At 65.2% G+C, this 22,647-nt stretch carries 21 protein-coding genes; 3 read left to right on the top strand and 18 right to left on the bottom strand.

All coding sequences use genetic code 11. The features are described 5' to 3' along the window. Positions 1-175: 175 nt before the first annotated feature. From tatC to IQ16_RS17530, 9 genes are all read right to left on the bottom strand, one after another. Positions 176-988, bottom strand: coding sequence for a twin-arginine translocase subunit TatC (gene tatC / locus IQ16_RS17575; protein WP_018642196.1), 813 nt, complete (start codon positions 986-988; stop codon positions 176-178). After that, on the bottom strand, positions 985-1,521 hold the full coding sequence (gene tatB, locus IQ16_RS17570) for a Sec-independent protein translocase protein TatB (RefSeq protein WP_145831634.1): 537 nt from the start codon (positions 1,519-1,521) through the stop codon (positions 985-987). The genes tatC and tatB overlap by 4 nt, the downstream gene beginning before the upstream one ends. Before the next feature lie 88 nt (positions 1,522-1,609). Next, on the bottom strand, positions 1,610-1,843 hold the full coding sequence (locus tag IQ16_RS17565; RefSeq protein ID WP_018642198.1) for a twin-arginine translocase TatA/TatE family subunit: 234 nt from the start codon (positions 1,841-1,843) through the stop codon (positions 1,610-1,612). Between the two features lie 167 nt (positions 1,844-2,010). Beyond that, entirely contained in the window at positions 2,011-2,763 is a 753-nt protein-coding gene (scpB, locus tag IQ16_RS17560) for an SMC-Scp complex subunit ScpB (RefSeq protein WP_026311869.1), read from the bottom strand. 21 nt (positions 2,764-2,784) lie between these two features. Continuing rightward, a complete protein-coding gene (locus IQ16_RS17555; RefSeq protein ID WP_018642200.1) occupies positions 2,785-3,624 on the bottom strand; it encodes a segregation and condensation protein A in 840 nt (279 codons plus the stop codon). Beyond that, positions 3,621-4,649: a beta-N-acetylhexosaminidase gene (nagZ, locus tag IQ16_RS17550; RefSeq protein WP_018642201.1), complete on the bottom strand. Its 1,029-nt coding sequence runs from the start codon at positions 4,647-4,649 to the stop codon at positions 3,621-3,623. The genes IQ16_RS17555 and nagZ overlap by 4 nt, the downstream gene beginning before the upstream one ends. A 46-nt stretch (positions 4,650-4,695) precedes the next feature. Continuing rightward, positions 4,696-6,252, bottom strand: coding sequence for an SPOR domain-containing protein (locus IQ16_RS17545; RefSeq protein WP_026311870.1), 1,557 nt, complete (start codon positions 6,250-6,252; stop codon positions 4,696-4,698). Positions 6,253-6,392: 140 nt separating this feature from the next. Beyond that, positions 6,393-8,183 (bottom strand): arginine--tRNA ligase, encoded by a 1,791-nt coding sequence (argS, locus tag IQ16_RS17535; RefSeq protein ID WP_158646937.1) that lies wholly within the window; start codon positions 8,181-8,183, stop codon positions 6,393-6,395. A 9-nt stretch (positions 8,184-8,192) separates the two neighbouring features. Next, positions 8,193-9,401 carry a deoxyguanosinetriphosphate triphosphohydrolase gene (locus IQ16_RS17530; RefSeq protein ID WP_018642204.1) on the bottom strand — a complete coding sequence of 403 codons (1,209 nt, stop codon included), beginning with the start codon at positions 9,399-9,401 and terminating at the stop codon, positions 8,193-8,195. 123 nt (positions 9,402-9,524) lie between these two features. Between IQ16_RS17530 and erpA the strand changes: the two genes are divergently transcribed. Next, positions 9,525-9,854: an iron-sulfur cluster insertion protein ErpA gene (erpA, locus tag IQ16_RS17525; RefSeq protein WP_018642205.1), complete on the top strand. Its 330-nt coding sequence runs from the start codon at positions 9,525-9,527 to the stop codon at positions 9,852-9,854. Positions 9,855-9,863: 9 nt separating this feature from the next. Here erpA and IQ16_RS17520 read toward each other — a convergent pair whose 3' ends face one another. Beyond that, positions 9,864-12,194 (bottom strand): ATP-binding protein, encoded by a 2,331-nt coding sequence (locus IQ16_RS17520; RefSeq protein WP_018642206.1) that lies wholly within the window; start codon positions 12,192-12,194, stop codon positions 9,864-9,866. Positions 12,195-12,331: 137 nt separating this feature from the next. Between IQ16_RS17520 and xth the strand changes: the two genes are divergently transcribed. Continuing rightward, positions 12,332-13,129 carry an exodeoxyribonuclease III gene (gene xth, locus IQ16_RS17515; protein ID WP_018642208.1) on the top strand — a complete coding sequence of 266 codons (798 nt, stop codon included), beginning with the start codon at positions 12,332-12,334 and terminating at the stop codon, positions 13,127-13,129. A 63-nt stretch (positions 13,130-13,192) separates the two neighbouring features. Here the strand turns inward: xth and IQ16_RS17510 are convergent, their stop codons facing one another. From IQ16_RS17510 to IQ16_RS17480, 8 genes are all read right to left on the bottom strand, one after another. Continuing rightward, positions 13,193-14,014 carry a tetratricopeptide repeat protein gene (locus IQ16_RS17510; RefSeq protein ID WP_018642210.1) on the bottom strand — a complete coding sequence of 274 codons (822 nt, stop codon included), beginning with the start codon at positions 14,012-14,014 and terminating at the stop codon, positions 13,193-13,195. Next, positions 14,001-15,725, bottom strand: a complete 1,725-nt coding sequence (gene ilvD, locus IQ16_RS17505; RefSeq protein ID WP_018642211.1) for a dihydroxy-acid dehydratase — start codon at positions 15,723-15,725, stop codon at positions 14,001-14,003. The genes IQ16_RS17510 and ilvD overlap by 14 nt, the downstream gene beginning before the upstream one ends. Positions 15,726-16,322: 597 nt before the next feature. After that, positions 16,323-16,907 (bottom strand): hypothetical protein, encoded by a 585-nt coding sequence (locus IQ16_RS17500; RefSeq protein WP_018642213.1) that lies wholly within the window; start codon positions 16,905-16,907, stop codon positions 16,323-16,325. A gap of 76 nt (positions 16,908-16,983) precedes the next feature. Further along, the gene (locus tag IQ16_RS17495) at positions 16,984-17,205 is read right to left on the bottom strand and encodes a hypothetical protein (protein ID WP_018642215.1); all 222 of its coding nucleotides are present in this window, start codon (positions 17,203-17,205) and stop codon (positions 16,984-16,986) included. Between the two features lie 90 nt (positions 17,206-17,295). Then, on the bottom strand, positions 17,296-17,553 hold the full coding sequence (locus tag IQ16_RS17490; RefSeq protein WP_018642217.1) for a hypothetical protein: 258 nt from the start codon (positions 17,551-17,553) through the stop codon (positions 17,296-17,298). Between the two features lie 139 nt (positions 17,554-17,692). Next, complete coding sequence (locus IQ16_RS17485) at positions 17,693-17,905, bottom strand: hypothetical protein (protein ID WP_026311873.1); 213 nt, start codon at positions 17,903-17,905, stop codon at positions 17,693-17,695. A 151-nt stretch (positions 17,906-18,056) separates the two neighbouring features. After that, positions 18,057-18,233 (bottom strand): hypothetical protein, encoded by a 177-nt coding sequence (locus tag IQ16_RS45655; RefSeq protein WP_018642221.1) that lies wholly within the window; start codon positions 18,231-18,233, stop codon positions 18,057-18,059. Positions 18,234-18,359: 126 nt separating this feature from the next. Continuing rightward, a complete protein-coding gene (locus tag IQ16_RS17480; protein WP_018642223.1) occupies positions 18,360-20,096 on the bottom strand; it encodes an adenylate/guanylate cyclase domain-containing protein in 1,737 nt (578 codons plus the stop codon). A 320-nt stretch (positions 20,097-20,416) separates the two neighbouring features. Here IQ16_RS17480 and IQ16_RS17475 point away from each other — a divergent pair, with 320 nt between their 5' ends. Continuing rightward, entirely contained in the window at positions 20,417-22,603 is a 2,187-nt protein-coding gene (locus tag IQ16_RS17475) for a lytic transglycosylase domain-containing protein (protein WP_018642225.1), read from the top strand. Positions 22,604-22,647: the final 44 nt, after the last annotated feature.

Genomic DNA, 22,647 nt, shown 5'->3' with positions numbered 1-22,647 from the left:
GTTGTAAGTTGCATTGGCGCGCTTCCCCTAGCACAGCTGTCATCATCCGCGAAGGCGGATGATCCAGTATTCCAGAGACAGCAGTGATTTCTCGAGAGGCCGCGGCGTACTGGATTCCCCGCTCCAGTGCGCAATTGCGCACAAGGCGGGGAATGACAGCGGAGATCGGAGCGCCCTACTCGGCGGGTTTCGCCGGCGTCGACACGTCGGTGCCGGTGGCGGCCTGCGAGGCCGCCGCCTTCTTCTCCACCATCCCGACCGCGATGATCGAACCCTCGTAGAGCGCCAGCAAGGGGATCGCGAGCGAGCACTGGCTGAGCACGTCGGGCGGCGTCAGCACGGCCGCGATCACGAAGGCGATCACGATGAAGTAGCGGCGCTTCTCGCGCAGCATTTTCGAGGTGACGATGCCGATGCGGCCGAGCAGCGTCAGGATCACCGGGAGCTGGAAGGCGATGCCGAAGGCGAAGATCAGCGACATCATCAGCGACAGATATTCTCCGACCTTGGGCAGAAGCTGGATCTGCGCGGTCTCGTCGCTGCCGGCCTGCTGCATGCCGAGCGAGAAGCGCACCAGCATCGGCAGCACGACGAAATAGACCAGCGCCGCGCCCAGCACGAAGAAGAACGGGGTCGCGACCAGATATGGCAAAAAGGCCTGCTTCTCGTGCTTGTAGAGCCCGGGCGCCACGAATTTGTAGATCTGCGTCGCGACGATCGGGAACGAGATGAAGCCGGCGCCGAACAGCGCGAGCTTGAGCTGCGTGATGAAATATTCCAGCAGCGCCGTGTAGATGAACTTGGAGTTCTCGGGCCCTGCGACCCACACGAATGGCCAGACCAGCACGTTGTAGATCTGCTTGGCGAAGAAGAAGCAGAAGATGAAGGCCACGCCAAAGCCGAGCAGCGCCTTGATCAGCCGCGAGCGCAGCTCGATCAGGTGGTCCATCAGAGGGGCTTTGCTGGCTTCGATGTCGGCGTCGGTCATGACGCTTTGGCGTCCTTGATCGCTTCGGATGGCGCGGTGTCCTGCGCGACCTTTGCCTGCTCGACTTCACGGGTGATGGCGAGCGGCTCGTTCACGGCCGCATGCGCCTCGGCTTCGACGAAGGTCTCGGGCGTCGGCGCTTCCGGAGTGGTTGGTTTGACCGGCGCTTCGATTGAAGTCGCCGGCGCTTCACTTGAAGTCGCCGGCGTTTCGGCAGCACTCGTCGCGGAGGTTTCCGCCGGCTTGTCCAGCGCATCGACGCGCAGTGCGTCGCTGACGTCCTTCTGGAGCGAGGTCAGCGGATTGAATCCCGTGGCGGCTTCCTTGACCTCGTCGAAGCTCTTCTTGAGGTCGGCCATCTCGGCCTCGCGCATCGCCTCCTGGAACTGGCCCTGGAATTCGGCAGCCATCTTGCGGGCCTTGCCCATCCATTGTCCGACCATGCGCAGCACGCCCGGCAGCTCTTTCGGGCCGATGGCGATCAGGGCCACGACCCCGATGAGGACCAGTTCACTCCACCCGATGTCGAACATGAGGTCTTCCGTTCACGCGAAGCCGCAACCGGCCCAATCCCTTGCGCGCAGGATCGGGCCGCTACCCGCGTCTCGCGTGCTCTCTGGCTCAGACGGCCTTGCTGCCGACGTCGGACCGTGCCGCGGTCGGCGCAGCGTTGTGCTCGATGGACTTGGCCGGCTCGGGCTTCTCGGCAGGCTTGTCGTCGTCCTGCATGCCCTTCTTGAACGCCTTGATGCCCTGCGCCACGTCGCCCATCAGATCCGAAATCTTGCCGCGGCCGAACAGCAGCAGGACCACTGCGATCACCAAGATCCAGTGCCAAATGCTGAGTGAACCCATCCTGCAACCCTCCAAACGCGCATGGCCGGGGACCCGGCCGATCTTGACCGGAAAGTAGGCTTGGCGGGCCTTAAAAACAAGGACCAAGGCAGCGCCAATTCGCTGTTGGCGCTACGTAATCTTGCTAGTGTTAACTGGTCGCAGGGGGCCCGTCGAAGCCCGGAGGATTACTCCTCGCTCCCGCCCTCGCCACCCTGATTACTGCCTTCCGGCGGCGTCTCAGGCTCGACCGCAGGCGCCAACGCCAAATCCAGATCCTCGCCCGGTTCCAGCGGATCCTCGTCCTCACGCAGCGCCGGATCGTCCGACGGCGTCGGCACGCTGAAGCCGGTCGGCAGGCGCGAATCCAGCAGGCCCGTGCCCTTCAGCTCTTCCAGGCCCGGCAAGTCGCCGAGCTGTTCCAGGGTGAACTGCGACAGGAAGTCCTCGGTGGTTCCGAAGGTGAGCGGACGGCCCGGCGTCTTGCGACGGCCGCGCGGCTTGATCCAGCCGGTCTCCAAGAGCACGTCGAGCGTGCCTTTCGAGGTGACGACGCCGCGGATCTCCTCGATCTCGGCACGCGTCACCGGCTGGTGATAGGCGATGATGGCCAGCACCTCGATCGCGGCGCGCGACAGGCGCCGGGTCTCGGTGCTCTCGCGCGTCATCAACCAGGCGAGATCGCCGGCAGTGCGGAAGGTCCATTTGTTGGCGACCCGCACGAGATTGACGCCGCGCGAGGCGTAGTCGGCCTGGAGCTGCTCGAGCGCGGCCTTGACGTCCACGCCGTCAGGCATGCGCTTGGCCAGCGTTGCCGTATCCAGCGGTTCATTCGAAGCAAACAGCAGCGCTTCCAGCAGCCGTAGCTCTTCGGGACGTGCCTGGGTCTCGTTCTCCATCGGCTCGGCCTCTTCTACCCGCACTTCAGCCAGGCTTGCCATGACAGACTCTCCTTCTTGCACTTAAGCGACCGGCGCGTCGGGCGCAGGAGCTGCGTCCGGAACCGGCTTAGGGCGCCCCTTACGGAAATAGATCGGCGCAAACGCCTCTTTCTGGTTCAGCTCGAGCTGACCCTCGCGCACCAGCTCGAGCGCAGCGGCGAAGCTCGAGGCGAACACCGTCGCGCGCTGCGTGGGATCGGCGACGTGCCGGATCAGGAAGTCGTCGAGAACGCCCCAATCGTCCTGTTCGGTAATGCTGCCGACCAGCCGCTCCAGCGTGGCGCGCGCTTCCGCAAGCGACCACACGGTGCGCTTGGCCAGATGCACGCTTGCGAGCACGCGCGACTGCCGCTGCGAGGCGTAGGCGGTGAGCAGGTCGTAGAGCGTTGCGGTGTATTTCGGATGCTTGATCTCCGCGATCTGCTCGGGCTCGCCGCGCGGGAAGATGTCACGCTGCAATTGCGGCCGGTTCATCAGCCGGTTGGCGGCTTCGCGAATGGCTTCCAGACGGCGCAGCCGGTTGGCGAGTGCAGTCGCCATCTGCTCGGCGCTCGGCCCTTCCGCGCTCGGCGGCTCCGGCAGCAGCAGGCGCGATTTCAGGAAGGCGAGCCAGGCGGCCATGACCAGATAGTCGGCAGCGAGCTCCAGCCGGATCTTTCGCGCGGCTTCGATGAAGTGGAGATACTGGTCGGCCAGCGCCAGGATCGAGATCTTGGCGAGATCGACCTTCTGCTGCCGCGCCAGTGCGAGCAGCAAATCGAGCGGGCCTTCATAGCCCTCGACGTCCACCACCAACGCCGGCTCACCCTCGGCGAGCTCTGCGGGCCGCCCGGTTTCAAACGATAGGATTTCTGCGGTCATGCGGATGCCGTGTTTGCCCGTGCGATCAATGCGTCCAGCTCAGTGCGTGCGGCCACGCGGTCGAACGGCTGCGGCGGCTTGCGCGCTGCGAGCGCGGCGTTCGCCCGCTCCAGCGCCCTCCCCGACAGTTCAGGTGTCTGGCCGGCAACCTCGCGCATTTCCTCGAGGTTGCCGTTGCAATGCAGAGCCACGTCGCAACCGGCCGCGAAGATGGCGCGGGTCCGCTCGGCGATGCTGCCCGCCAGCGCGTTCATCGACACGTCATCACTCATTAACAAACCCTGGAACCCGATTGCGCCGCGAATCACCTGAGCAATCATTGTCGCAGATGTCGTCGCCGGATGGGCGGGGTCGACGGCGCTAAACACAACATGTGCAGTCATGGCCATCGGCAGATCCGCCAGCGGCTTGAACGCGGCGAAGTCGGTCCGATCGAGCTCGTCCATCGGCGTATCAACTGTCGGCAGCTTGAAATGCGTGTCCGCGGTGGCGCGCCCATGGCCGGGGATGTGCTTGAGCACCGGCAGCACCCCACCCTGCTCCAGCCCCTCGGTGACCGCGCGGGCGATCGCTGCGACCTTGCCCGGTGAGGTGCCATAGGCCCGGTTCCCGATCACGGCGTCGGCGCCAGGCACCGGCACGTCAGCCAACGGCAAGCAATCGACGGTAATGCCGAGATCGGCGAGATCGGCCGCGATCAGCCGGGCACTGAGCCGCGCCGCGGTGAGCCCGAGCGCCGAATCAGTGTCGTACAAAGTCGCGAATACGGCCCCCGGCGGATAGACCGGCCAGTGCGGCGGGCCCAGCCGCGCCACCCGTCCGCCCTCCTGGTCGATCAGGACCGGTGCGTCGGAGGCTCCTGCAACCGCCCGCAATTCTGCAACCAATGCAGCAACTTGCGCCGGGGTCGCGACATTGCGCTTGAACAGGATGAAGCCCCATGGGCGTTCGGCACGAATAAACGCCCGCTCGGCGGCGGTCAGTTCCGTTCCGGATACGCCGGTAATGAAGGCCCGCGTGCTCATAACGGCCGATTAACCCTGACCCGCGAGGGGGTCAAGGAAACGGCCGTTAATTCCTCTGGACGAAGCAGGTCGGGAGACCTGCAGACTTCAGGCTGTTGCAGGCATGCGTCGCTTCTTCGAGCGAACCATAGGGGCCGGCGAAGGCGCGGTAGACGATGCCCTTGCCCTTGTCGGTGAGATCGACCCGTTTGATCACCGGCGAACGTGACCCGAGCACGCTACCGTACTTGCCCTGAAGCACACGGTAGGACGCGGCGGCGCTGTCCTCATTCTGCTGCGAGGAGACCTGCACGATGAAGCCGCTACCACCGCTGCTCGCCGGCGCGATCTGTGTCGGATTGGTCGCAGCCATCCGCTGCGGCGGCTCGGCCGCCGGTACCGATTGCGGCGCCAAAGACATCGGCTGGTTGGCGCTGGCATTGGCCGAGGTCGGCGGATTGCGCGGCGCAGCCGGTGCGGCGGGCGCGGCAACAGGCTTCGGCGCCGCCGCCGTCTGCTTGGCAGCGGCCGATTGCGGCGTGGCGCTGTCGGTCTGATCACCCTTCACGGCCACGGTCCTGATCGGGCGCGGTGAATTGTTCGGCAGCGTGCCGTTGCTCGGGGTCGCCCCGGCGCTCGACGGCGGCACCGCAGACGGCGACACGCTCGCCACCGACGGCGGATTCGCATTCTGGTTCAGTGGCGGGAACACCACGCGAGGACCGCCCGCCCTGGCGTTGACGTCGACAGGCGCCTCCTCGCGCGGCACGATCTTCTCGGTGCCGTCACCGGTGACCATGCGATCCGGCACCTTTGCCGAGGAATCCGTCGGCGCCGGCACGATCTTCGTCGGGGTGTTGTCGGCCTTGATGATCGGCGGCTCGCCGCTGCGGGGCGAGCCCACATAGGTCTTGTAGGCGAAGGCCGCGCCGGTGCCGACCACCGCAAGCGCAAGGATCGCCGCGACCGTCATCATGCCGCCGCGCTGCTTCTTCGGTTCGTCGAGGTCGGCCTCGGGATAGTCGCTCTGGAATGCGTAGGGGTCGTCCGGATAGGCCGGATCTCGCTGAAAGTCCTGCTCGCCGGTCTCCAGGCGGCCATAGAGTGCATCGTCGTAGCGCGACGGATCGGGCTGCTGATGCGGCTCCTGGTAGGCCTGGTCCTGCTGGTAGGCTTGAGCCTGATAAGCCTGATCCTGGTAAGCGTGATCCTGATAAGCCTGCGGCTGATGAAAATCAGGCTCGGGCGCGGCCGGCTGAGCGGAATAGCGATGCAACGGATGAACCGGACTGGCAGAAACGGGATAGTCCGGCTCCGGCGCGGGTGCCGGCTGCGGCTGCACGTTGGCGCGGCGCATCCATGACGGCGGCCCGGGCGGAGGCGACGGAGCCGGCTCGGCGTAGTCCTGCCGATAATCGTCCTGACCGTAGCCGTCGTCCTGATAGCTCTGGGCGGGGGCTGCCGGCGGGCGCGCGGCGGGCCGGCCCTGCGCAGCGAACGGATCGGTCTGTCCGATCAGGCGGGCGAGCTCGGCCAACGGATCGTTATCCGCCTTCCCATGCTGATCGCCGTCGCGACCATAGTCATCGGAAGGAAACGGTCTGTCGTGATATCGTTCGGCCATCGTGATGATGCGTCCCTTCGGGAAAGCCGCGCGCCCCTCGACCAAGGCACGGCTTTCGACCCACAAGGCTTTCAACCAAGTCTAAGCGATCCGGCTTCTGCCGGTTACCCCCGAATTCCCATTAAGTAGTTCGCCCCAAACTACCGCATCTCGTCCGGAGCATGGACGCCGAGGATGGCGAGGCCCGATGCCAGGACAGAGACGACGCCCTGGACCATTGCCAATCGCGCCTTTGTAAGATCTGCATCATTATTGATAATGAAGCGTAAATAGGGCAAATCGCGCCCCTTCGTCCAAAGTGCGTGAAATTCGCTCGCTAAGTCATAGAGATAGAAGGCAATTCGGTGCGGCTCATGGGCCGCGGCGGCAGCTTCCAGCATGCGCGGATAAATTGCGAGGCGCTTAAGAAGATCGAGTTCCACGGGGTCCGACAGCCGCTCCACGGCCGACTCGCTGAGCCAGGCGATGCGCTCGCCGGCATCTTCGGGGAGATTCGGGAACACCTCGGCCCGCGCGTTGCGGAAGATCGAGTGGCCGCGGGCATGGCCGTACTGGACATAGAACACCGGATTGTCGCGCGACTGTTCCATGACCTTGGCGAGGTCGAAGTCGAGCACCGCGTCGTTCTTCCGGTAAAGCATCATGAAGCGGACGGCGTCATGGCCGACTTCATCCACCACCTCACGCAAGGTGACGAAGTCCCCGCTCCGCTTCGACATTTTCACAGGCTCGCCGTTGCGCAGCAGCTTCACGAGCTGGACGATCTTGACGTCGAGCGATCCCTTGCCCGAGGTCGTCGCCTTCACCGCTGCCTGCATCCGCTTGATGTAGCCGCCATGATCGGCGCCCCAGACGTCGATCATCTCCGCAAAACCGCGGTCGAACTTGTTCTTGTGGTAGGCGATGTCGGAGGCGAAATAGGTGTAGGAATTGTCCGACTTGATCAGCGGACGATCGACATCGTCGCCGTAAGCGGTCGCCTTGAACAGCAGTTGCTCGCGGTCTTCCCAGTCCTCCACTGGCGCGCCCTTCGGCGGCGGCAGGCGCCCCTCATAGATGTCGCCCTTGGCCTTCAGGAAATCGATGGTCTCGGCAACCTTGTTGTTGCCGGTCTCGATCAGCGAACGTTCGGAGAAGAACACGTCGTGGCGGATGTTGAGGGCGGCGAGATCGTCCTTGATCTCGTCCATCATCATCGCGATCGCCTTGGCGCGCACGGTCGGCAGCCATTCGGCCTCGCTCTTCGCGAGCAGCTTGTCGCCATGCTCCTTCGCAAGCGCGGCGCCCACCGGCTTCATATAGTCGCCGGGATAGAGCCCTTCCGGGATCGCGCCGATATCCTCGCCGAGCGCCTCGCGATACCTCAGGAACGCGGAGCGCGCGAGCACGTCGACTTGGGCGCCAGCGTCGTTGATGTAGTATTCGCGGGTGACGTCGTGGCCGCCGAACTGGAGCAGGCTCGCCAGCGCGTCGCCGAACACGGCGCCGCGGCAATGGCCGACATGCATCGGCCCGGTCGGGTTGGCCGAGACGTATTCGACATTGACCTTGGAGCCGCCGTGGACGCGACCGTAGTCGGCACCCTCACGCAGCACTGTCCGTAGCGCCTCGGCCCAGGCGGCCGGCTTCAGCGTCAGATTGATGAAGCCGGGACCGGCGACGTCGACCTTGGCGATCAGCGCGTCGGCACGCAGCCGCTCGGCGATCTGCTCGGCGAGATCGCGGGGCTTCGCCTTTGCCTCTTTCGCAAGCACCATCGCGGCGTTGGTCGCCATGTCGCCATGGGAGGCATCGCGCGGCGGCTCGACCACCACGCGCGAGAAATCGATGCCCTCGGGCCAGCCGGAATCCGCCGCGAGCGCGCGGCAGGCGGCGTGCACGCGTGCGAGCACGTCAGCGAACAGATGCAGGGATGAGGATGTCTGGGGCATGGCCGCCGCCTAACGCAAATCCGGGGTCGAGTCAAAAAGCCGCTGGTGCTCGGTCAGGGCGAAACGGTCGGTCATTCCGGCAATGAAATTGCCGATCCGGCGGGCCCGGTCGCCCTCGTCATCCGTCTCCGCCCCGAGCAGCCATTCCGGCGGCAGCTCGGCCGGGGATTTCAGGTATTTCGCGAACAGGTCGAACAGGATCTGCTCGGCCTCCCCCATCACGCGCATCACCCGCTTGTGACGGTACATGTGCTGGTACAGGAAGCCCTTGATGGCAGCCTCCTCCTCCGCGACCTCCGCGGGAAAGGCGATCAGCGCCCGACTCTGCTGGCGTACGTCCTGGGCCGATTGCGGCCTGGTCGCGGCGAGGTTCTTCTGCGCCTCGGCGAAAACCGCGCCGATCAGGTGCGAGATCAGCTCGCGCACCAGCTCGGCGCCGCGCCTGACGTCTTCGAGATCGGGATAATGGGCGGCGATCCCGGCGATGATCTCCGCGGTCAGCGGCATGACCTTGAGATCGTCGAGGTCGAACAGTCCCGCGCGCAGGCCGTCATCGATGTCGTGGGCGTCATAGGCGATGTCGTCGGCGATCGCGGCGACCTGGGCTTCGAGCGAGGCGAAGCTCCACAGTTCGAGATCGTAGACCTTGATGTAGTCGGCAATGCCCACGGGAACGCCATGCTCGCGATAGCGCCCGACCGGCGCGCCGCTGCGATCGGTCAGCGGGCCGTTGTGCTTGACGATGCCCTCCAGCGACTCCCAGGTCAGATTGAGCCCGTCGAACTCGGGATAGCGATGCTCCAGCGAACCGACGACGCGAAGCGTCTGGGCATTGTGATCGAAGCCGCCGAACGCCTTCAGACAGGCGTCGAGCGCCCGCTCGCCGGCGTGGCCAAAGGGCGGATGACCGAGATCGTGGGCGAGCGCCAGGGTCTCGGTGAGGTCCTCGTCCAGCCCGAGTTGCCGGGCCAGCGCGCGGGCGATCTGCGCCACCTCCAGCGAATGGGTCAGCCGGGTGCGGTAGTGGTCGCCCTCATGGAACACGAACACCTGGGTCTTGTACTTGAGGCGGCGGAACGCGGTGGAATGGATCACCCGGTCGCAATCCCGCCGGAACGGGCTGCGGGTCCGGCTCGGGGGCTCGGCGACCAGCCGGCCGCGGCTGCGATCGGGGTCGCAGGCATAGGGCGCGCGGGGGGCTGCCATTCCGACGGACACGGCGAATTTAGTCCCTATCCATTTGATTCTGCGTATGGTGGCACTTAACTATGTCAGGCGCGGGTTACCAAATGAATTGGGCAAGTGAACTTGGTATGACCGCGGGACTATCGGAGACGAGCAATGAGCACTGCCGTGACCATCAGTGACCGGGCCGCACGCCGGATTGGGGAGATCCTCAAGGGCGAAGGCTCAGGCGCGATGCTGCGCATTTCGGTCGAGGGCGGCGGCTGTTCCGGCTTCCAGTACAAGTTCGACATCGACCGCGCCCGTACCGACGACGATCTCGTGATCGAGCAGGACAACGCTGTGGTGCTGGTCGATTCCGCCTCGCAGCCCTTCCTTGAGGGATCGCAGGTCGATTTCGTGGACGATCTGATCGGCGCCTCGTTCCGCGTCAACAATCCCAACGCGACGGCGTCCTGCGGCTGCGGCACCAGCTTCTCGATCTGATCTTGCCGGCTACGCGCCGGTGATCTGCCTTTCCTCATCCGTCCACTCCACGTCACCCGGCAATAGCGCCGGTTGAAGCGGTGCGTCCTCCGACACCAGGTGGCCGTCCAGCGCGCGCAGCAAGGCTTCAATCAGCGCCGGCTTGCGCAGCGGCTTGGCCAGGAAATCGGACATGCCGGCTTCGCGGCAGATCCTGACGTCTTCGGGGAAGGCGTTGGCGGTGAGCGCGACGATCGGCAGCGCCTCGAAGCGGCCGCCCTGCGCACGGATCGCGCGGGTCGCGGCAAGGCCGTCCATGTCGGGCATGCGCACGTCCATCAGCACCACGTCGTAGTCGACTTCGGAGGCCGCCGCGACGGCTTCGACGCCGTCGGTGACAACGCGCAGCTCGACGTCGAAGGCCCCCAACATCTTGCTCACGACCATGCGGTTGACGGCATCGTCCTCGGCGACCAGCACCCTCAGCGGCCGATCGAGGCCGGCAATGCGGGCTTTCAGCTCCTCTGCCTCATCGCGCCCGGCCGTGGCATCGGAGGCCTGCGCCTGGCTCCAAGGCAGCACCAGCGTGAAGCGGAAGGTCGAGCCCTCGCCTGGCGCCGAGGTGACGCCGATGGTACCGCCCATCTGCTCGATGATGCGCCGGGAGATCGCAAGGCCGAGGCCGGTGCCGCCGAAGCGGCGGCTGATCGAGGCGTCGGCCTGGGCGAAATCGCTGAACAACTGGCCGAGCTTCTCGGGCGCGATGCCGATGCCGCTGTCGGTCACCGTCCATTCGACGGTCGCCAGCAGATCGCGCCGCGCTTGGCAGGTGGCCGATATCGTCACCTCGCCTTCGTCGGTGAACTTCACCGCGTTGGAGGCGAGATTGAGCAGCACCTGGCGGATGCGCGCGACGTCGCCGCGCAGCGTCGGCGGCAGGTTCGGATCGAGCTCGACCTTGACCGTGAGCGCCTTGCTCTTGGCGCTCGCGCGCACCACGGTCGCAACCGTCTCAGCCAGCGCCTGCGGCGCGAAGTCGATCGCCTCGAACTGGAAGCGGCCGGCTTCCAGCTTGGAGAGATCGAGAATGTCGTTGAGGATGCGCTGGAGATTGTCGCCGGACTCGCGGATCGTGGTGACGGCCTCGCGCTGCTCCGGATCGAGTTTCGTTTCCAGCAGCATGCTGGCGAGCCCGAGCACGCCGTTCATGGGCGTACGGATCTCGTGGCTCATGACGGCGAGGAAGTCCGACTTGGCGCGGCTCTCGGCCTCGGCCTTTTCTGCGCGCCAGCGCTCGGTGACGTCGCGGCCGAAGCCGCGATAGCCGAGGAACTGGCCGTCGCGGTCATAGCCGGGCTTTGCCGTCAGCGACCACAGCCGCGCCTCGCCGCCGGCGACGACCTTGAGGTTCATCTCGTGCAGCGGCTCGTTGTGTTCCATCAGGCCGACGACGTTGTAGGCCGCGGTCTTGTCCTCGGGGCAAAGCATGTCGAGCACGTCGGCGAAATGCGAGCCCTTCAGCAGCGGAAGCGGCAGCTGCGCAACATCGGCAAAGCGTTGGGGCACGTCGACCAGATGCCCTTCGGCGTCGGTCTGCCACAGCCAGTCGCTGGCGTTCTCCTGAAAGTCTTTCAGCAGCAGCGAGATGATCTCGGTCTGCCGCTCGAGCTCGAGCTGGGCCTTGAGGTTGCCGAGGAACAGATTGCCCTGCGAGACGATGTTGCGCGCCATGAAGAACGCGAACAGCAGTAGGAACACCGCGGTCACCAGATAGGGCCCGGTGCCGCATAGCAGCAGCGCGCCGGTGCAGGCGACCGTCATGGTGGCGAGATAGACGAGACCGGCACGGGGGAACGTCGAAAGCGTGAAGGCGCCGCCCGACATCATGCCGACCATCAGACAGGCGAGGATGAGCTGGCTGGTCGGCTCGATGCGGCTGAACAGGGCGAGCGGCAGCGTGCCCCAGATCGCAGCAAGGAAGAACGCCTGCCGCATCATCTGCCGCGCGGCGCGGGGCGAGGCTTCCTGCGGCGGGTTTTGATACGACCGCCGCCAGGCCCGCACCGCAAGCGAGGCGGTGACGGCAAGGGTCATGCCCCAGATCGCGAGAAAGTCGTTCCAGCCCCGGCCCCAGAACAGGATCAGCACGATGGCGACGTTGAGCATGGTGACGGCCATCGTCACCGGGATCAGCCGCGTCACGGCGTCGATCTGCTTGGCGCGGATACGGCGGATCTGGCGCTCGCTGAGATCGGCGGTCAGACCATCCTCAATCTCGAAGCCGCCGAGCCAATATAGGAACGCGCCGACAAGGCCGTCGCGCGGCTCAGTGCGTTGTGAAGTCTTGTCCGGCCATCCCATTCCAGCGGAACCTTTTCCGTATCAATGGCCTGCGGCCCGCTTAAGCCGGGTTAATTTTGTGGGATATTTTGCGGCGTCCTTGACGGGCAAGTTTGCATTTTGTTCTAACCATGGCCCCTGCCTGGAGCCCTTCCCCAATGCCCATCAGAGTTGCCACCTGGAACGTGAACTCGGTCCGGCAGCGGATCGATCTTCTCCTGACCTGGCTGAAGGAGTGCCAGCCGGACATCGTCTGCCTGCAGGAGATCAAATGCGTCGACGATGCCTTCCCGCGGCTGGAGATCGAGGCTCTGGGCTACAACGTCGTCACGCACGGGCAGAAGACGTTCAACGGCGTCGCCCTGCTCTCGAAGCTGCGGTTCGACGAGACCAAGTCGGGGCTCGCCGGCGACGATGAGGACTCCCATGCCCGCTTCCTCGAAGGCGTGGTGACGCTCAAGTCCGGCGTGATGCGGATCGCCTGCCTCTATCTGCCCAATGGCAATCCGGTCGGGACCGACAAATATCCCTACAAGCTCAAATGGATGTCCCGGCTTTTTGAGTATTCGAAGGAGCGCCTCAAGACCGAGGAGCCGCTGATCCTCGCAGGCGACTTCAACGTCATCCCGCATGCCCGCGACGTCTCCAATCCCGCCGCCTGGACCGAGGACGCCCTGTTCAAGGCCGAGACGCGCGAGAGTTTTCAGTCCCTGCTGGGCCTCGGCCTCACCGATGCCTTGCGAGCGGTCACCGACGAGCCGGGGCTGTACACATTCTGGGACTACCAGGCTGGCGCCTGGCAGAAAAACCAGGGGCTGCGGATCGATCATCTGCTGCTGTCGCCGCAGGCCAGCGACAAGCTCGCCAATGTCGGGATCGACAGCTATGTGCGCGGCTGGGAGAAGCCGTCGGACCACGTGCCGGTGTGGGCGGATCTGGATCTGGAGGCGGCGTAACCGTCAGATTGGTCATTCCGGGGCGATGCGAAGCATCGAACCCGGAACGACAGTGTCATGTGATTACTCGCGGCGGCCCTGCACCCATTGTTCCAGCATTTGCAGGCACATGGCGCGGTCGTCGTCGGAGGCCTTGGCGAAGGCGCGGTTGTAGCTTTCCTTGATCCAAGTCTCCTCGGCACCGGCGCTGTCGCGCGCCAGCGTCAGCCACATCAGGCCGCGCGCGGCCTGCCGCGGCAGGCGGTCGCCGTTGAACAGCATCTGGCCGAGCAGCGCCTGGGCCTCATGCTGGCCCTTCTGGGCGGCAAGGCCGAGCCAGCGGGCGCCATAGCGGAAGTCCTCGCGCGAGGCGTCCGGCGTCTTCAAGTACAGCCGAGCGAGGTCGTACTGGGCGTCCGCGTTGCCGAAATAGGAGGCCGCGTAGGAGAACATCTCCCGCGCCCGCTCCGGATCGGCCTTGATCTTCGAGTTCGGAATGCCGCTGAGGTAGTAGCGGCCGAGCGCGACGAAGGCGTTGGCGACGACCTGTGCCTGCGGCGCCGACGGGCTGTCCTCGGCATGCGCGTTGGCGATCCGGCTGAAATATTCGAACGCCCGCATGTCGTCCTGGGCGACGCCGTCGCCATTGGCATACATGCGGCCGAGCTTCCACTGCGCGATGGGATGACCGCCCTCGGCGGCATATTGCAGGGCGCTGAGCGAGGTTTCCTGGGTCGCCGGCGGCACCTTGCCGCGCACCGCACCCGCGGCGCCCGGCAGCGTGGTCACGACGGGGATGGTCGCGTCCTTCTGGTTGACCGGCGCGCCGTCAAAGGCGAGCGCCGGCGCGACCAGCGCACTGGCCCCCAACACAAACGCAACTATGGCACGCCTAGATGTCCGCATAGCACTGTTTCTCGTGCGCGCCGCCCGGATGGGTCACAGCCCCCCCGACCGCTGGTCCAACCTGCTGAGCATATTTCCAGAGCGCACCCGACGTGTGGTTAGTCGCGCGAGCGCTCCATTTGGTTTTGCGCTGGGTGAGCTCCTGGTCGCTCAATTTTACGTTAAGGGTACCGGCGTCCGCGTCGATCTCGATGATGTCGCCGTCCTCGAGCAGCGCGATCGGACCGCCGATGGCGGCCTCAGGCCCGACATGGCCGATGCAGAAGCCGCGGGTGGCGCCGGAGAAGCGGCCATCGGTGATGAGCGCGATCTTGCCGCCCATACCCTGCCCGGTCAGCGCCGCGGTGGTCTGGAGCATTTCCCGCATGCCGGGGCCGCCCTTGGGGCCCTCGTAGCGGATGACGATGACTTCGCCTTCCTTGTAGGTGCGGCTCTGAACAGCCTCGAACGCGTCCTCCTCGCGGTCAAAGCACCTGGCTGGACCGGTAAACTTGAGGTTGGACATTCCCGCGACTTTCACGATCGCACCTTCTGGCGCCAAATTGCCCTTCAGACCGACCACACCCCCCGTGACGGTGATGGGTTTGTCTGCCGGGTGCACCACGTCCTGGTGCGGATTCCATTTCACGCTTTTGAGGTTTTCGGCGATCGTTCGACCGGTGACCGTAATGCAGTCGCCGTGGAGAAATCCGTTGTCGAGCAGCGTCTTCATCAGAAGCGGTATGCCACCTACTTCAAACATGTCTTTGGCGACATAACGGCCGCCCGGCTTCAAATCCGCGACATAAGGTGTCTTTTTGAAGATTTCGGCGACGTCGAATAAGTCAAACTTAATGCCCGCCTCATGGGCGATCGCCGGCAGGTGCAGCGCAGCATTGGTCGAGCCGCCGGAGGCTGCGACGACGGCGGCGGCATTCTCCAGCGCCTTGCGGGTGACGATGTCGCGCGGCCGGATGTTCTCGGCGATCAGGTCCATGATCTTCTCGCCCGCAGTCATGCAGAAGGCGTCGCGGATCTCATAGGGCGCCGGGGCACCGGCAGAGTAAGGCAGCGCAAGGCCGATCGCTTCCGAAACCGTTGCCATCGTGTTGGCGGTGAACTGCGCGCCACAGGCGCCCGCCGAGGGGCACGCCACGCGCTCGATCTCGTCGAGGTCCTCGTCCGACATGGCACCGACCGAGTGCTTGCCGACGGCCTCGAACATGTCCTGCACGGTGACCTGCTGTCCCCGGAAATTGCCGGGCAGAATCGAGCCGCCGTAAATGAAGATCGAGGGCACGTTGAGGCGGACCATCGCCATCATCATGCCGGGCAGCGACTTGTCGCAGCCGGCAAGGCCGACGAGCGCGTCGTAGGCGTGACCGCGCACGGTCAGCTCGACGGAATCGGCGATGCATTCGCGCGACGGCAGCGACGAGCGCATGCCGTCATGACCCATGGCAATGCCGTCGGTGACGGTGATGGTGCAGAACTCGCGCGGTGTGCCGCCGCCGGACGCGACGCCCTTCTTCACCGCCTGCGCCTGGCGCATCAAAGCGATGTTGCAGGGGGCGGCCTCATTCCAGCACGAGGCGACGCCGACGAAAGGCTGGTGGATCTGCTCGGTGGTCAGACCCATGGCGTAGAAGTAGGACCGGTGCGGCGCGCGCGCAGGACCTTCCGTCACGTGACGGCTCGGCAGCCTCTGCTTGATGTTAGACTTCGCGTCCATACAACCAGTTTCCCCGGTCAACCCTTTCAGACCCGAAAAATCAGAGCCAAGATTTGAATCGACCTTGGGATTTCCCGTCGCCTTCGCGGACCGCCGCTCCCGCTGAAAAACTTAGAGCGATTTTATTCATGTTCGGGTGTGGCCAAAAAGCGGCGGTGATGCGAACGGCCGGCGATGACGGTTTAATCCGGAATGGGTGTGGCGTAGACAGCACAATCGTTACCGGGAAGACACGGAGATAGCTACTTGGGTACCGTCGCGAAGATGACAATCCACAATTTGAGATTTTATGTCGTGGTCGTCTCACCCCGACAAGACGTCAAGAACCGAACACGCCTCAACTGAGTCGGCGGCCCGCATTGCCAACCCCGTCATCCTGACGACCACATGATCGCCCTCCCGATGAGCCGGGATGGGCGACACATACGACAAATCAGAATTCGGTAAAGCGGAATATACTTACGATGACGGTTGACAGCCGGGACACAGCCCAGTGCCGTAGCCCGGATGGAGCGAAAGCGAAATCCGGGACCGCTCGTTCGGCGAGGCAGCTTTCCCGGATTTCGCTTCGCTCCATCCGGGCTACGAGTGGGTCGCTCAGGCCGACATCGCTCCCTTGCGCCCGAACGGAGCGACCAAGCGGACGATCTCGCAGACGGCGACGAGGCCGGCGAGCCAGACTGCGCTGAGGAGCCCAAGCCGCGTCACGGTGGCGGCTGTGAAGGCGCCCTCTCCACCTAAAACCGGCGTTGCGGCGAACAGCACGAGCTCATAGGTCGCGTAGGCGACAGCGAGCGTGCTCGCCAGCATCAGCGGCGTGCGCCCCTGCGGCAGCGCGCGGAGCACGGCGAACGATGCCGCGGTCGCAACCAGCGCAGCGACACCGATCACAAATCCCCAGGCGAGAGTGCTGCCATCGACCGGATAGTGCAGCATCCCGAAGCCGATGCTCTGGTTCACCAGCCATGCGCCGGTGACGACGAGCAGCGCCGGCCGCAGCGGCAACATCGCGGCCGCCACGACGGCCAACGCGGCAAACGGTGTTGCGCAGGCGAGCGCGAAGCTTGCCAGCGCGCATGACGCGGTCAGCAGCGCAAGGCAGAACATCGGCGCAAGGCGCGGCGCGACCGGGTGAAGGCGGAAACGATCAACGTCGGGCGAAAGCATCTCGGCAGGCATCATGGATCTCCGTTGGCGATCCTAGCACATGCGCCGAGGGGGTCGACATGACATGCACGCGAGAAGCGGACCGACCGGGCTACGCCGGCTCTTTCTCCGCAGGCGTCCTGATCATCGCCCGCTCGCCGGCGTCGACGAGCTGGCCGATGCCGGTCCGCCCTGCCAGCGCAGAGCGGATGATGTTTTCGGCGACCGATCTGCGGAAGCCATGGTCCTCGCCGTCGGGGCGATTGCGGCAGACCCGGTCCAGTGCCAGCTTCATGTTGATGCGGGTGCGGGTGTCGAAATGCTCGCTGATCATTCGCACGGCCTCAGTCGCGTTGATATCGGAGGCGGAAACGCTTCGGTGACCGGCCGGGTTCCAAAACAGAAGCGAGCGATGTGCCGGCCGCTACGTCCGGCCTCTCGGACGCTGCGCCAGAGCCCAGGCCACAGCAACGTCGCGCGGCGGGACGTCGACGCGCCGGATCGGCGTCAACTCGCCCGAGGCGGAGACGATCGCGGTCTCCTCGCGGCGGCAGCGCGGGCACACGAAGCGAACCTCATGCGGGGACGCCGACCAGCTCGAACGCTTCACATTGGCGGCCATCGGCCAGGCCTCGCATTGCGAGCACGACACCAGAAACCGCCCGGGATCGAGCATACCCATTCCATCGGACTCCGCGTCCTGCCTGCCCCTTCAATGATTAACCCATGTGAATCGTTCCGGTGCCTTGGCACCGTCAGCCTCGCCCCAGCGAAGCCAATGGACTCGCTGTTCCCGATGCCGGCCTCCGGCTTCGAACGGCTCAGTGCGCGCCCTTGAGGGTGCAGGAGGTGGTGCAGGTGACCGTGGTGCCGTGGTCGCACGCCTTGCAAGCGGCGACGCACTGGTTCATGTCGCGCGCATTGTACGAGCTGTAGTTGCGCATCGGGCAGGTCGACGTCGACCCGGTAATGTCCTGCTCCTGGTTGCAGGCTGCCATTGCGAGCGCGAGACCAAGGACTGCAAGAAGGCGCACGGGATTGCCCTGTAGAAGCGGCAAAGCGATGTCGGCGGGGCACGTCGCACCGCAACGGACCCCGGCATTCCCACTGGAGCAACCGTGGAAGCCCGACGCTCGCATTCCCGGAGGATGCGCGCGAAAGATTAAAAACGGATTGCAGCCGGCATCAGGCCGCAGTTTTGGTCGCGATCGCCTGCCGCATGTCCACCGCGAGTTGGCGGTACTGTTCTGACAGTTTCAGATAGAATGCGCGCTTGGTGCTGTCGGTGGCGAGCTTGGCGATCAGCTCGCATTCGGCCGTGAGCGTCTCGAACCGTTCCAGCCTGTCCTCAAGTTCTGTCATCGGCGTGTCCCCATCAAACGCCTAAGGGACAATGAACCTAAGCCCGGGAAATAGGTCACGGCGAACATCGTTATGGGGTAGCATCAATTTTCGCTGCCGCATGTAGCGAGAAGAGGACGCCGCTACCTATTTCTGCTCCAACCGCCATGCGCCGTCCCATTCCTCGCCCGGCGGATCGGACTCGAACTGCGCGATGCGGGCGAGCAGCGTGCGCGAAGGACCGTCGCCCGGGACGGCTTCGAGCGCCGCATTGAACGCGGCGCGCGCATCGTCGAAACGTTGCGCGCGATAGGCGGCAAGGCCTTCGCTGTAGCGCGTGCGCAGGCTCTCCTGGGGGACGCTGAGTCCGTGCGCCTTGCTCATCACCTCAAAAATGGCCTGCGGTACGCTCTGGCCGGCCACTGCGAGGCGATCGATCTCGCGCAGCTCGAGGTTCGATCCGATCGCATCCGCGGTCGCCTGCGAAATCAGGATTCGGGTTCCGTAGACCTTGTTGACCATCTCGAGCCGCGAGGCGAGGTTCACGGCGTCGCCCATCACGGTAAAGCTCATCATCAGCTCGGAGCCGATGCTGCCGGTCAGGACCTCGCCGGTGGCGATGCCGATGCGCAGGTCGCAGGGACCGGGCATGGCGCGGATGCCGAGCAGGTCCGGCAATTGCTTCTGCAGCGCGGGCACCTGGTCTGCCATCTCGATGGCGGCGTAGCAGGCGAACAGCGCCGGCTCGTCCTCCTCGATGAAGGGCGGGCCCCAATAGGCCATGATGGCGTCGCCGATATATTTGTCGATCACGCCACGATGGCTCCTCACGGGAGCGGACATGACCGTGAAATAGTGATTCATCACCTTGACGAGGCCGCGCGGGGTCATGCCCTCGCTCATCGAGGTGAAGCCGCTCATGTCGCAGAACATGATGGTCATCACCCGGCGCTGGCCGTCGATGGCGACCTCCGGCCGGTCGATCAGGCCCTGCACTACCTTGGGATCGATGTAGCGGCCGAAGGTCTCGCGGATGCGCTCATTGTGCCGGAGCTGCTCGATCATGCGGTTGAAGGCGGCGGCGAGTTCGCCGATCTCGTCTTGGGTGGAGACGGTGATGGGCTTGTCGAAGCGACCGGCCTCGACCTCGCGGGTGCCGGCGAGCAACAGCCGCACCGGTCGCGTGATGCCGCTGGAGACGAGGAGCGCGAAGGCAAATCCGACCACCGCCGCGAGGATGGTGACGATGCCGGAGATGATGATCGCCTTCCGCTGGTGGCTGACCACGGTCGACGTCGAGGCATAGACCTGCTTGAGCATGTCGGCACGAATGCCGTCGATCCTCTGGTTGAACTGGTCGCGCAGCGCGTCGAGATGCTCCAGCGTGCCGCGCGCCTCGGGCATCTGCTTGGCATCGATCTGCTTGAGGAGCTTGGCGTGCGCCTCGTTCATGCCCTGGCGCAGCTCGGTGACGGCGGTCTCGATGCGGGTGTCGATCCGCGCCAGCGCAGCATTGTCCGAGGGCGTCCTGGTGTCGTCGATGATCGCGTTGATGTGGCCGCGCGCGTCCGAGGTCTCCGCCTCGATCTTGCGGTCAGCCTCCTCGAACTCTTTCAGCCGAGCAGCGTACGCCTCCTCGTCCGGGGCTTCCTGCATCTTCATCATGACCATGCGCCGCAGCGCCACCGATCGCTCCAGCGAACGGATGTTGGCGCGCGCCAGATCGCCATAGGCCGGGATGTAGCGATTGGTCAGCTCGTCAAGGAGGACGCCGACCTGGCTCGACATCACCATCGACAGGATCGAGGTGACCAGCATCAGGACGATGAGTCCGAGGGCGATGCCGACGATCTTGCGCCGGATCGACTGGTTGAAAATCGGCATAGGTGCGGGGCAAAGGCTGCAAAGACGGGTTAGGGAACTGAATACACCGGATTTGGCGGCGGGAACACGCGCAATCTGGCCGCTGCGACGCTCCAGACGCCCACAACCGTCGCGCGAGCCCAAACCGTTAACAAAGGTTAAAGCGCCTGCCCTTTTCTCCTTTGCGGAAGTTCCCTTGCATCATCCGTATTTTGCCGCATTGTTGCGACAGCGTGAGACATGCGAAACGATGCCGTGGCATCGTTTTCGGTGTCTTTGATTCTCGAGCCGCATACGATCGCGGACCTTGGTTTGTAGTGGTTTCGCAGGGGGACCATCCAATGAACCAGTGCCTACGCTCGCTCGCGTGTGTCGTTGCCGTGGCCGCTTTGGCCCTCCTTCCGTCGGAGCTGGCGGCGAAGAGCAGTCACAAATCGTCTGCGTCGAAAAAGACGCATGAGGCGAAAGCCGGCAAGCAGCGCCATGCCGCGGCGAAATCCCGTCACGGCAAGCATGCCGAGGCCAAACGCAAGTCGAAGAAGCAGGACGACGCGCCCGCGGACAGGCCGGCCGCCCCGCCGCTCACCGGCGATCTCGCCGCACTGAAGGACGCGATCGATCTCGCGCGCAAGGGCAAGTCCGACGACGCGAGCGCGGCGCGCGACCGCATCGCCGACCCCGCCGGGCAGAAGCTAGCCGACTGGTTCATGCTGCGCCATTCCGAGAGCACCGCGAATTTCAAACGCTATGCCGGCTTCCTCGCCATCAACCCGGACTGGCCGAGCAGCGCCCTGCTCCGCCGCCGCGCCGAGGCCCGGCTGTGGCAGGAGAAGGCCGACGCCGCCACCGTTCACAAATTCACGATGGATCGCCCGACCAGCGCCAAGGGCAAGTTCGCACTCGCCCGCGTGCTGCTTGCTGAAGGCGAGACCGACAGGGCCGCGCGGCTGGTCCGCGAGGCCTGGCGCACGGACGAATTGTCCGAGCGCAGCGAGGAGGATTCCTACGAGGCGTTCCGCGATCTGCTGAACCGCGACGATCATCGCGCGCGCATGGACAAGCGCCTCGGCGCCAAGGACTACGCCGGCGCAAGGCGCGCGGCCAAACGGCTCGGCGAGGATGCGCTCGCGATCGTCAAGGCCTGTGCCGCGGTCACGGGCAAGGCCGACAAGGCCAAGGACTATCTCGACGATGTCGCGAGCGAGGCGCGCCGCGATCTCGGCTATGTGCTGTGCCGCGCGCAATGGCATCTGCAGAAGGACCGCATCGACGATGCGGCCGAAGTGATCCTCGCCGCCGCGCCCGAGACGATGGCGGCGCAGGACACCGACGCCTGGTGGCGCGAGCGGCGCCTGCTGGCGCGCAAGCTGCTCGACCAGGGCAAGTCTAGGACCGCCTACGACGTGGTCCGCACCGCGGCCGTGCCGGCGATGGAGGTCTACCGGGTCGACTATCACTTCATGTGCGGCTGGATCGCGCTGCGCTACCTCAACGATCCCAGGACGGCGATGGTGCATTTCGCAGCGATCGACGAGGGCTCGGCCAACCCGATCGCGCTGTCGCGCGCACATTACTGGCGCGGCCGCGCGGCGGAGGCCATGGGTGCGACCGCCGATGCGCGCATGAGCTACAAGGCCGCCGCGCGCTATTCGACCGCCTATTACGGCCAGCTCGCCCGCGCCAAGCTCGGGCTCGACCGCATCGAGCTGCGTGCGCCCTCGCCCGTGCTGGCCTCTGCCGACACGCCTCCCACTGATGAGCGCGTGCGCGCCGCCGACATGCTGTACGGGATCGGCGAACGCGACATGGTGTTCTACTACGCCGAGGATTTCGCCAAGGAGAGCACCGACGTCGCAGCGCTCGAAGCGCTCGGCGAGCTTGCCGGCCGGCGCAACGATGCGCGCGTGATGCTGGAGGTAGGCAAGTCGGCGCTGGCGCGCGGGCTCGCGCTCGACCATTACGCCTTCCCGACCATCGGCATCCCCGAGCACAAGCAGCTCGCTCCGCCAATCGAGACCAGCGTGATCTATTCGGTGGCACGCACCGAGAGCTCGTTCGACCAGCGCGACAAGTCGCCCGCCAACGCGGTCGGGCTGATGCAGGTGACGCCTGAAGCCGGCCGCGACACCGCAAAACGCTTCGGCCTGACCTATGACTGGGACAGGATGGTCTCCGATCCCGTCTACAACACGCAGATGGGCGCGGCCGAACTCAGTGCGCTGCTGTCGGAATATCGCGGCAACCAGATCATGACCTTCGCCGGCTACAATGCCGGCCGTGGCCGCGTGCGGGAATGGGTGCAGGCGCGCGGCGACCCCAGGGATCCCAATGTCGATCCGGTCGACTGGGTCGAGCGCATCCCGCTGTCGGAGACGCGCAATTACGTGCAGCGCGTGATGGAGAACGTGTTGGTCTACCGCGCACGATTCGAGGGCAGCGGCATGGTCGCGTCGAAGTCCGAGCAGCGCGTCACGACGCAGGAGGTGAGCGCGGAGCCAAGCGTATCGGCCGCAGCCCCGTCGCCCTAACCTCGCGACCGCCGGGGCTGGACGCGGCGCGAGTGGACGCGGTA

Source organism: Bradyrhizobium huanghuaihaiense, assembly GCF_007830635.1.
Taxonomy (GTDB): Bacteria; Pseudomonadota; Alphaproteobacteria; order Rhizobiales; family Xanthobacteraceae; genus Bradyrhizobium; species Bradyrhizobium huanghuaihaiense.
This window is presented reverse-complemented; position numbering and strand designations above follow the sequence as displayed.

What these genes read in the sequence shown, in the direction of transcription:
- tatC (WP_018642196.1), bottom strand. Translation starts at nt 988, where the DNA reads ATGACCGACGCCGACATCGAAGCCAGCAAAGCCCCTCTGATGGACCAC.
- tatB (WP_145831634.1), bottom strand. Translation starts at nt 1,521, where the DNA reads ATGTTCGACATCGGGTGGAGTGAACTGGTCCTCATCGGGGTCGTGGCC.
- IQ16_RS17565 (WP_018642198.1), bottom strand. Translation starts at nt 1,843, where the DNA reads ATGGGTTCACTCAGCATTTGGCACTGGATCTTGGTGATCGCAGTGGTC.
- scpB (WP_026311869.1), bottom strand. Translation starts at nt 2,763, where the DNA reads ATGGCAAGCCTGGCTGAAGTGCGGGTAGAAGAGGCCGAGCCGATGGAG.
- IQ16_RS17555 (WP_018642200.1), bottom strand. Translation starts at nt 3,624, where the DNA reads ATGACCGCAGAAATCCTATCGTTTGAAACCGGGCGGCCCGCAGAGCTC.
- nagZ (WP_018642201.1), bottom strand. Translation starts at nt 4,649, where the DNA reads ATGAGCACGCGGGCCTTCATTACCGGCGTATCCGGAACGGAACTGACC.
- IQ16_RS17545 (WP_026311870.1), bottom strand. Translation starts at nt 6,252, where the DNA reads ATGGCCGAACGATATCACGACAGACCGTTTCCTTCCGATGACTATGGT.
- argS (WP_158646937.1), bottom strand. Translation starts at nt 8,183, where the DNA reads ATGCCCCAGACATCCTCATCCCTGCATCTGTTCGCTGACGTGCTCGCA.
- erpA (WP_018642205.1), top strand. Translation starts at nt 9,525, where the DNA reads ATGAGCACTGCCGTGACCATCAGTGACCGGGCCGCACGCCGGATTGGG.
- IQ16_RS17520 (WP_018642206.1), bottom strand. Translation starts at nt 12,194, where the DNA reads ATGGGATGGCCGGACAAGACTTCACAACGCACTGAGCCGCGCGACGGC.
- xth (WP_018642208.1), top strand. Translation starts at nt 12,332, where the DNA reads ATGCCCATCAGAGTTGCCACCTGGAACGTGAACTCGGTCCGGCAGCGG.
- IQ16_RS17510 (WP_018642210.1), bottom strand. Translation starts at nt 14,014, where the DNA reads ATGCGGACATCTAGGCGTGCCATAGTTGCGTTTGTGTTGGGGGCCAGT.
- ilvD (WP_018642211.1), bottom strand. Translation starts at nt 15,725, where the DNA reads ATGGACGCGAAGTCTAACATCAAGCAGAGGCTGCCGAGCCGTCACGTG.
- IQ16_RS17500 (WP_018642213.1), bottom strand. Translation starts at nt 16,907, where the DNA reads ATGATGCCTGCCGAGATGCTTTCGCCCGACGTTGATCGTTTCCGCCTT.
- IQ16_RS17495 (WP_018642215.1), bottom strand. Translation starts at nt 17,205, where the DNA reads ATGATCAGCGAGCATTTCGACACCCGCACCCGCATCAACATGAAGCTG.
- IQ16_RS17490 (WP_018642217.1), bottom strand. Translation starts at nt 17,553, where the DNA reads ATGGGTATGCTCGATCCCGGGCGGTTTCTGGTGTCGTGCTCGCAATGC.
- IQ16_RS45655 (WP_018642221.1), bottom strand. Translation starts at nt 18,233, where the DNA reads ATGACAGAACTTGAGGACAGGCTGGAACGGTTCGAGACGCTCACGGCC.
- IQ16_RS17480 (WP_018642223.1), bottom strand. Translation starts at nt 20,096, where the DNA reads ATGCCGATTTTCAACCAGTCGATCCGGCGCAAGATCGTCGGCATCGCC.
- IQ16_RS17475 (WP_018642225.1), top strand. Translation starts at nt 20,417, where the DNA reads ATGAACCAGTGCCTACGCTCGCTCGCGTGTGTCGTTGCCGTGGCCGCT.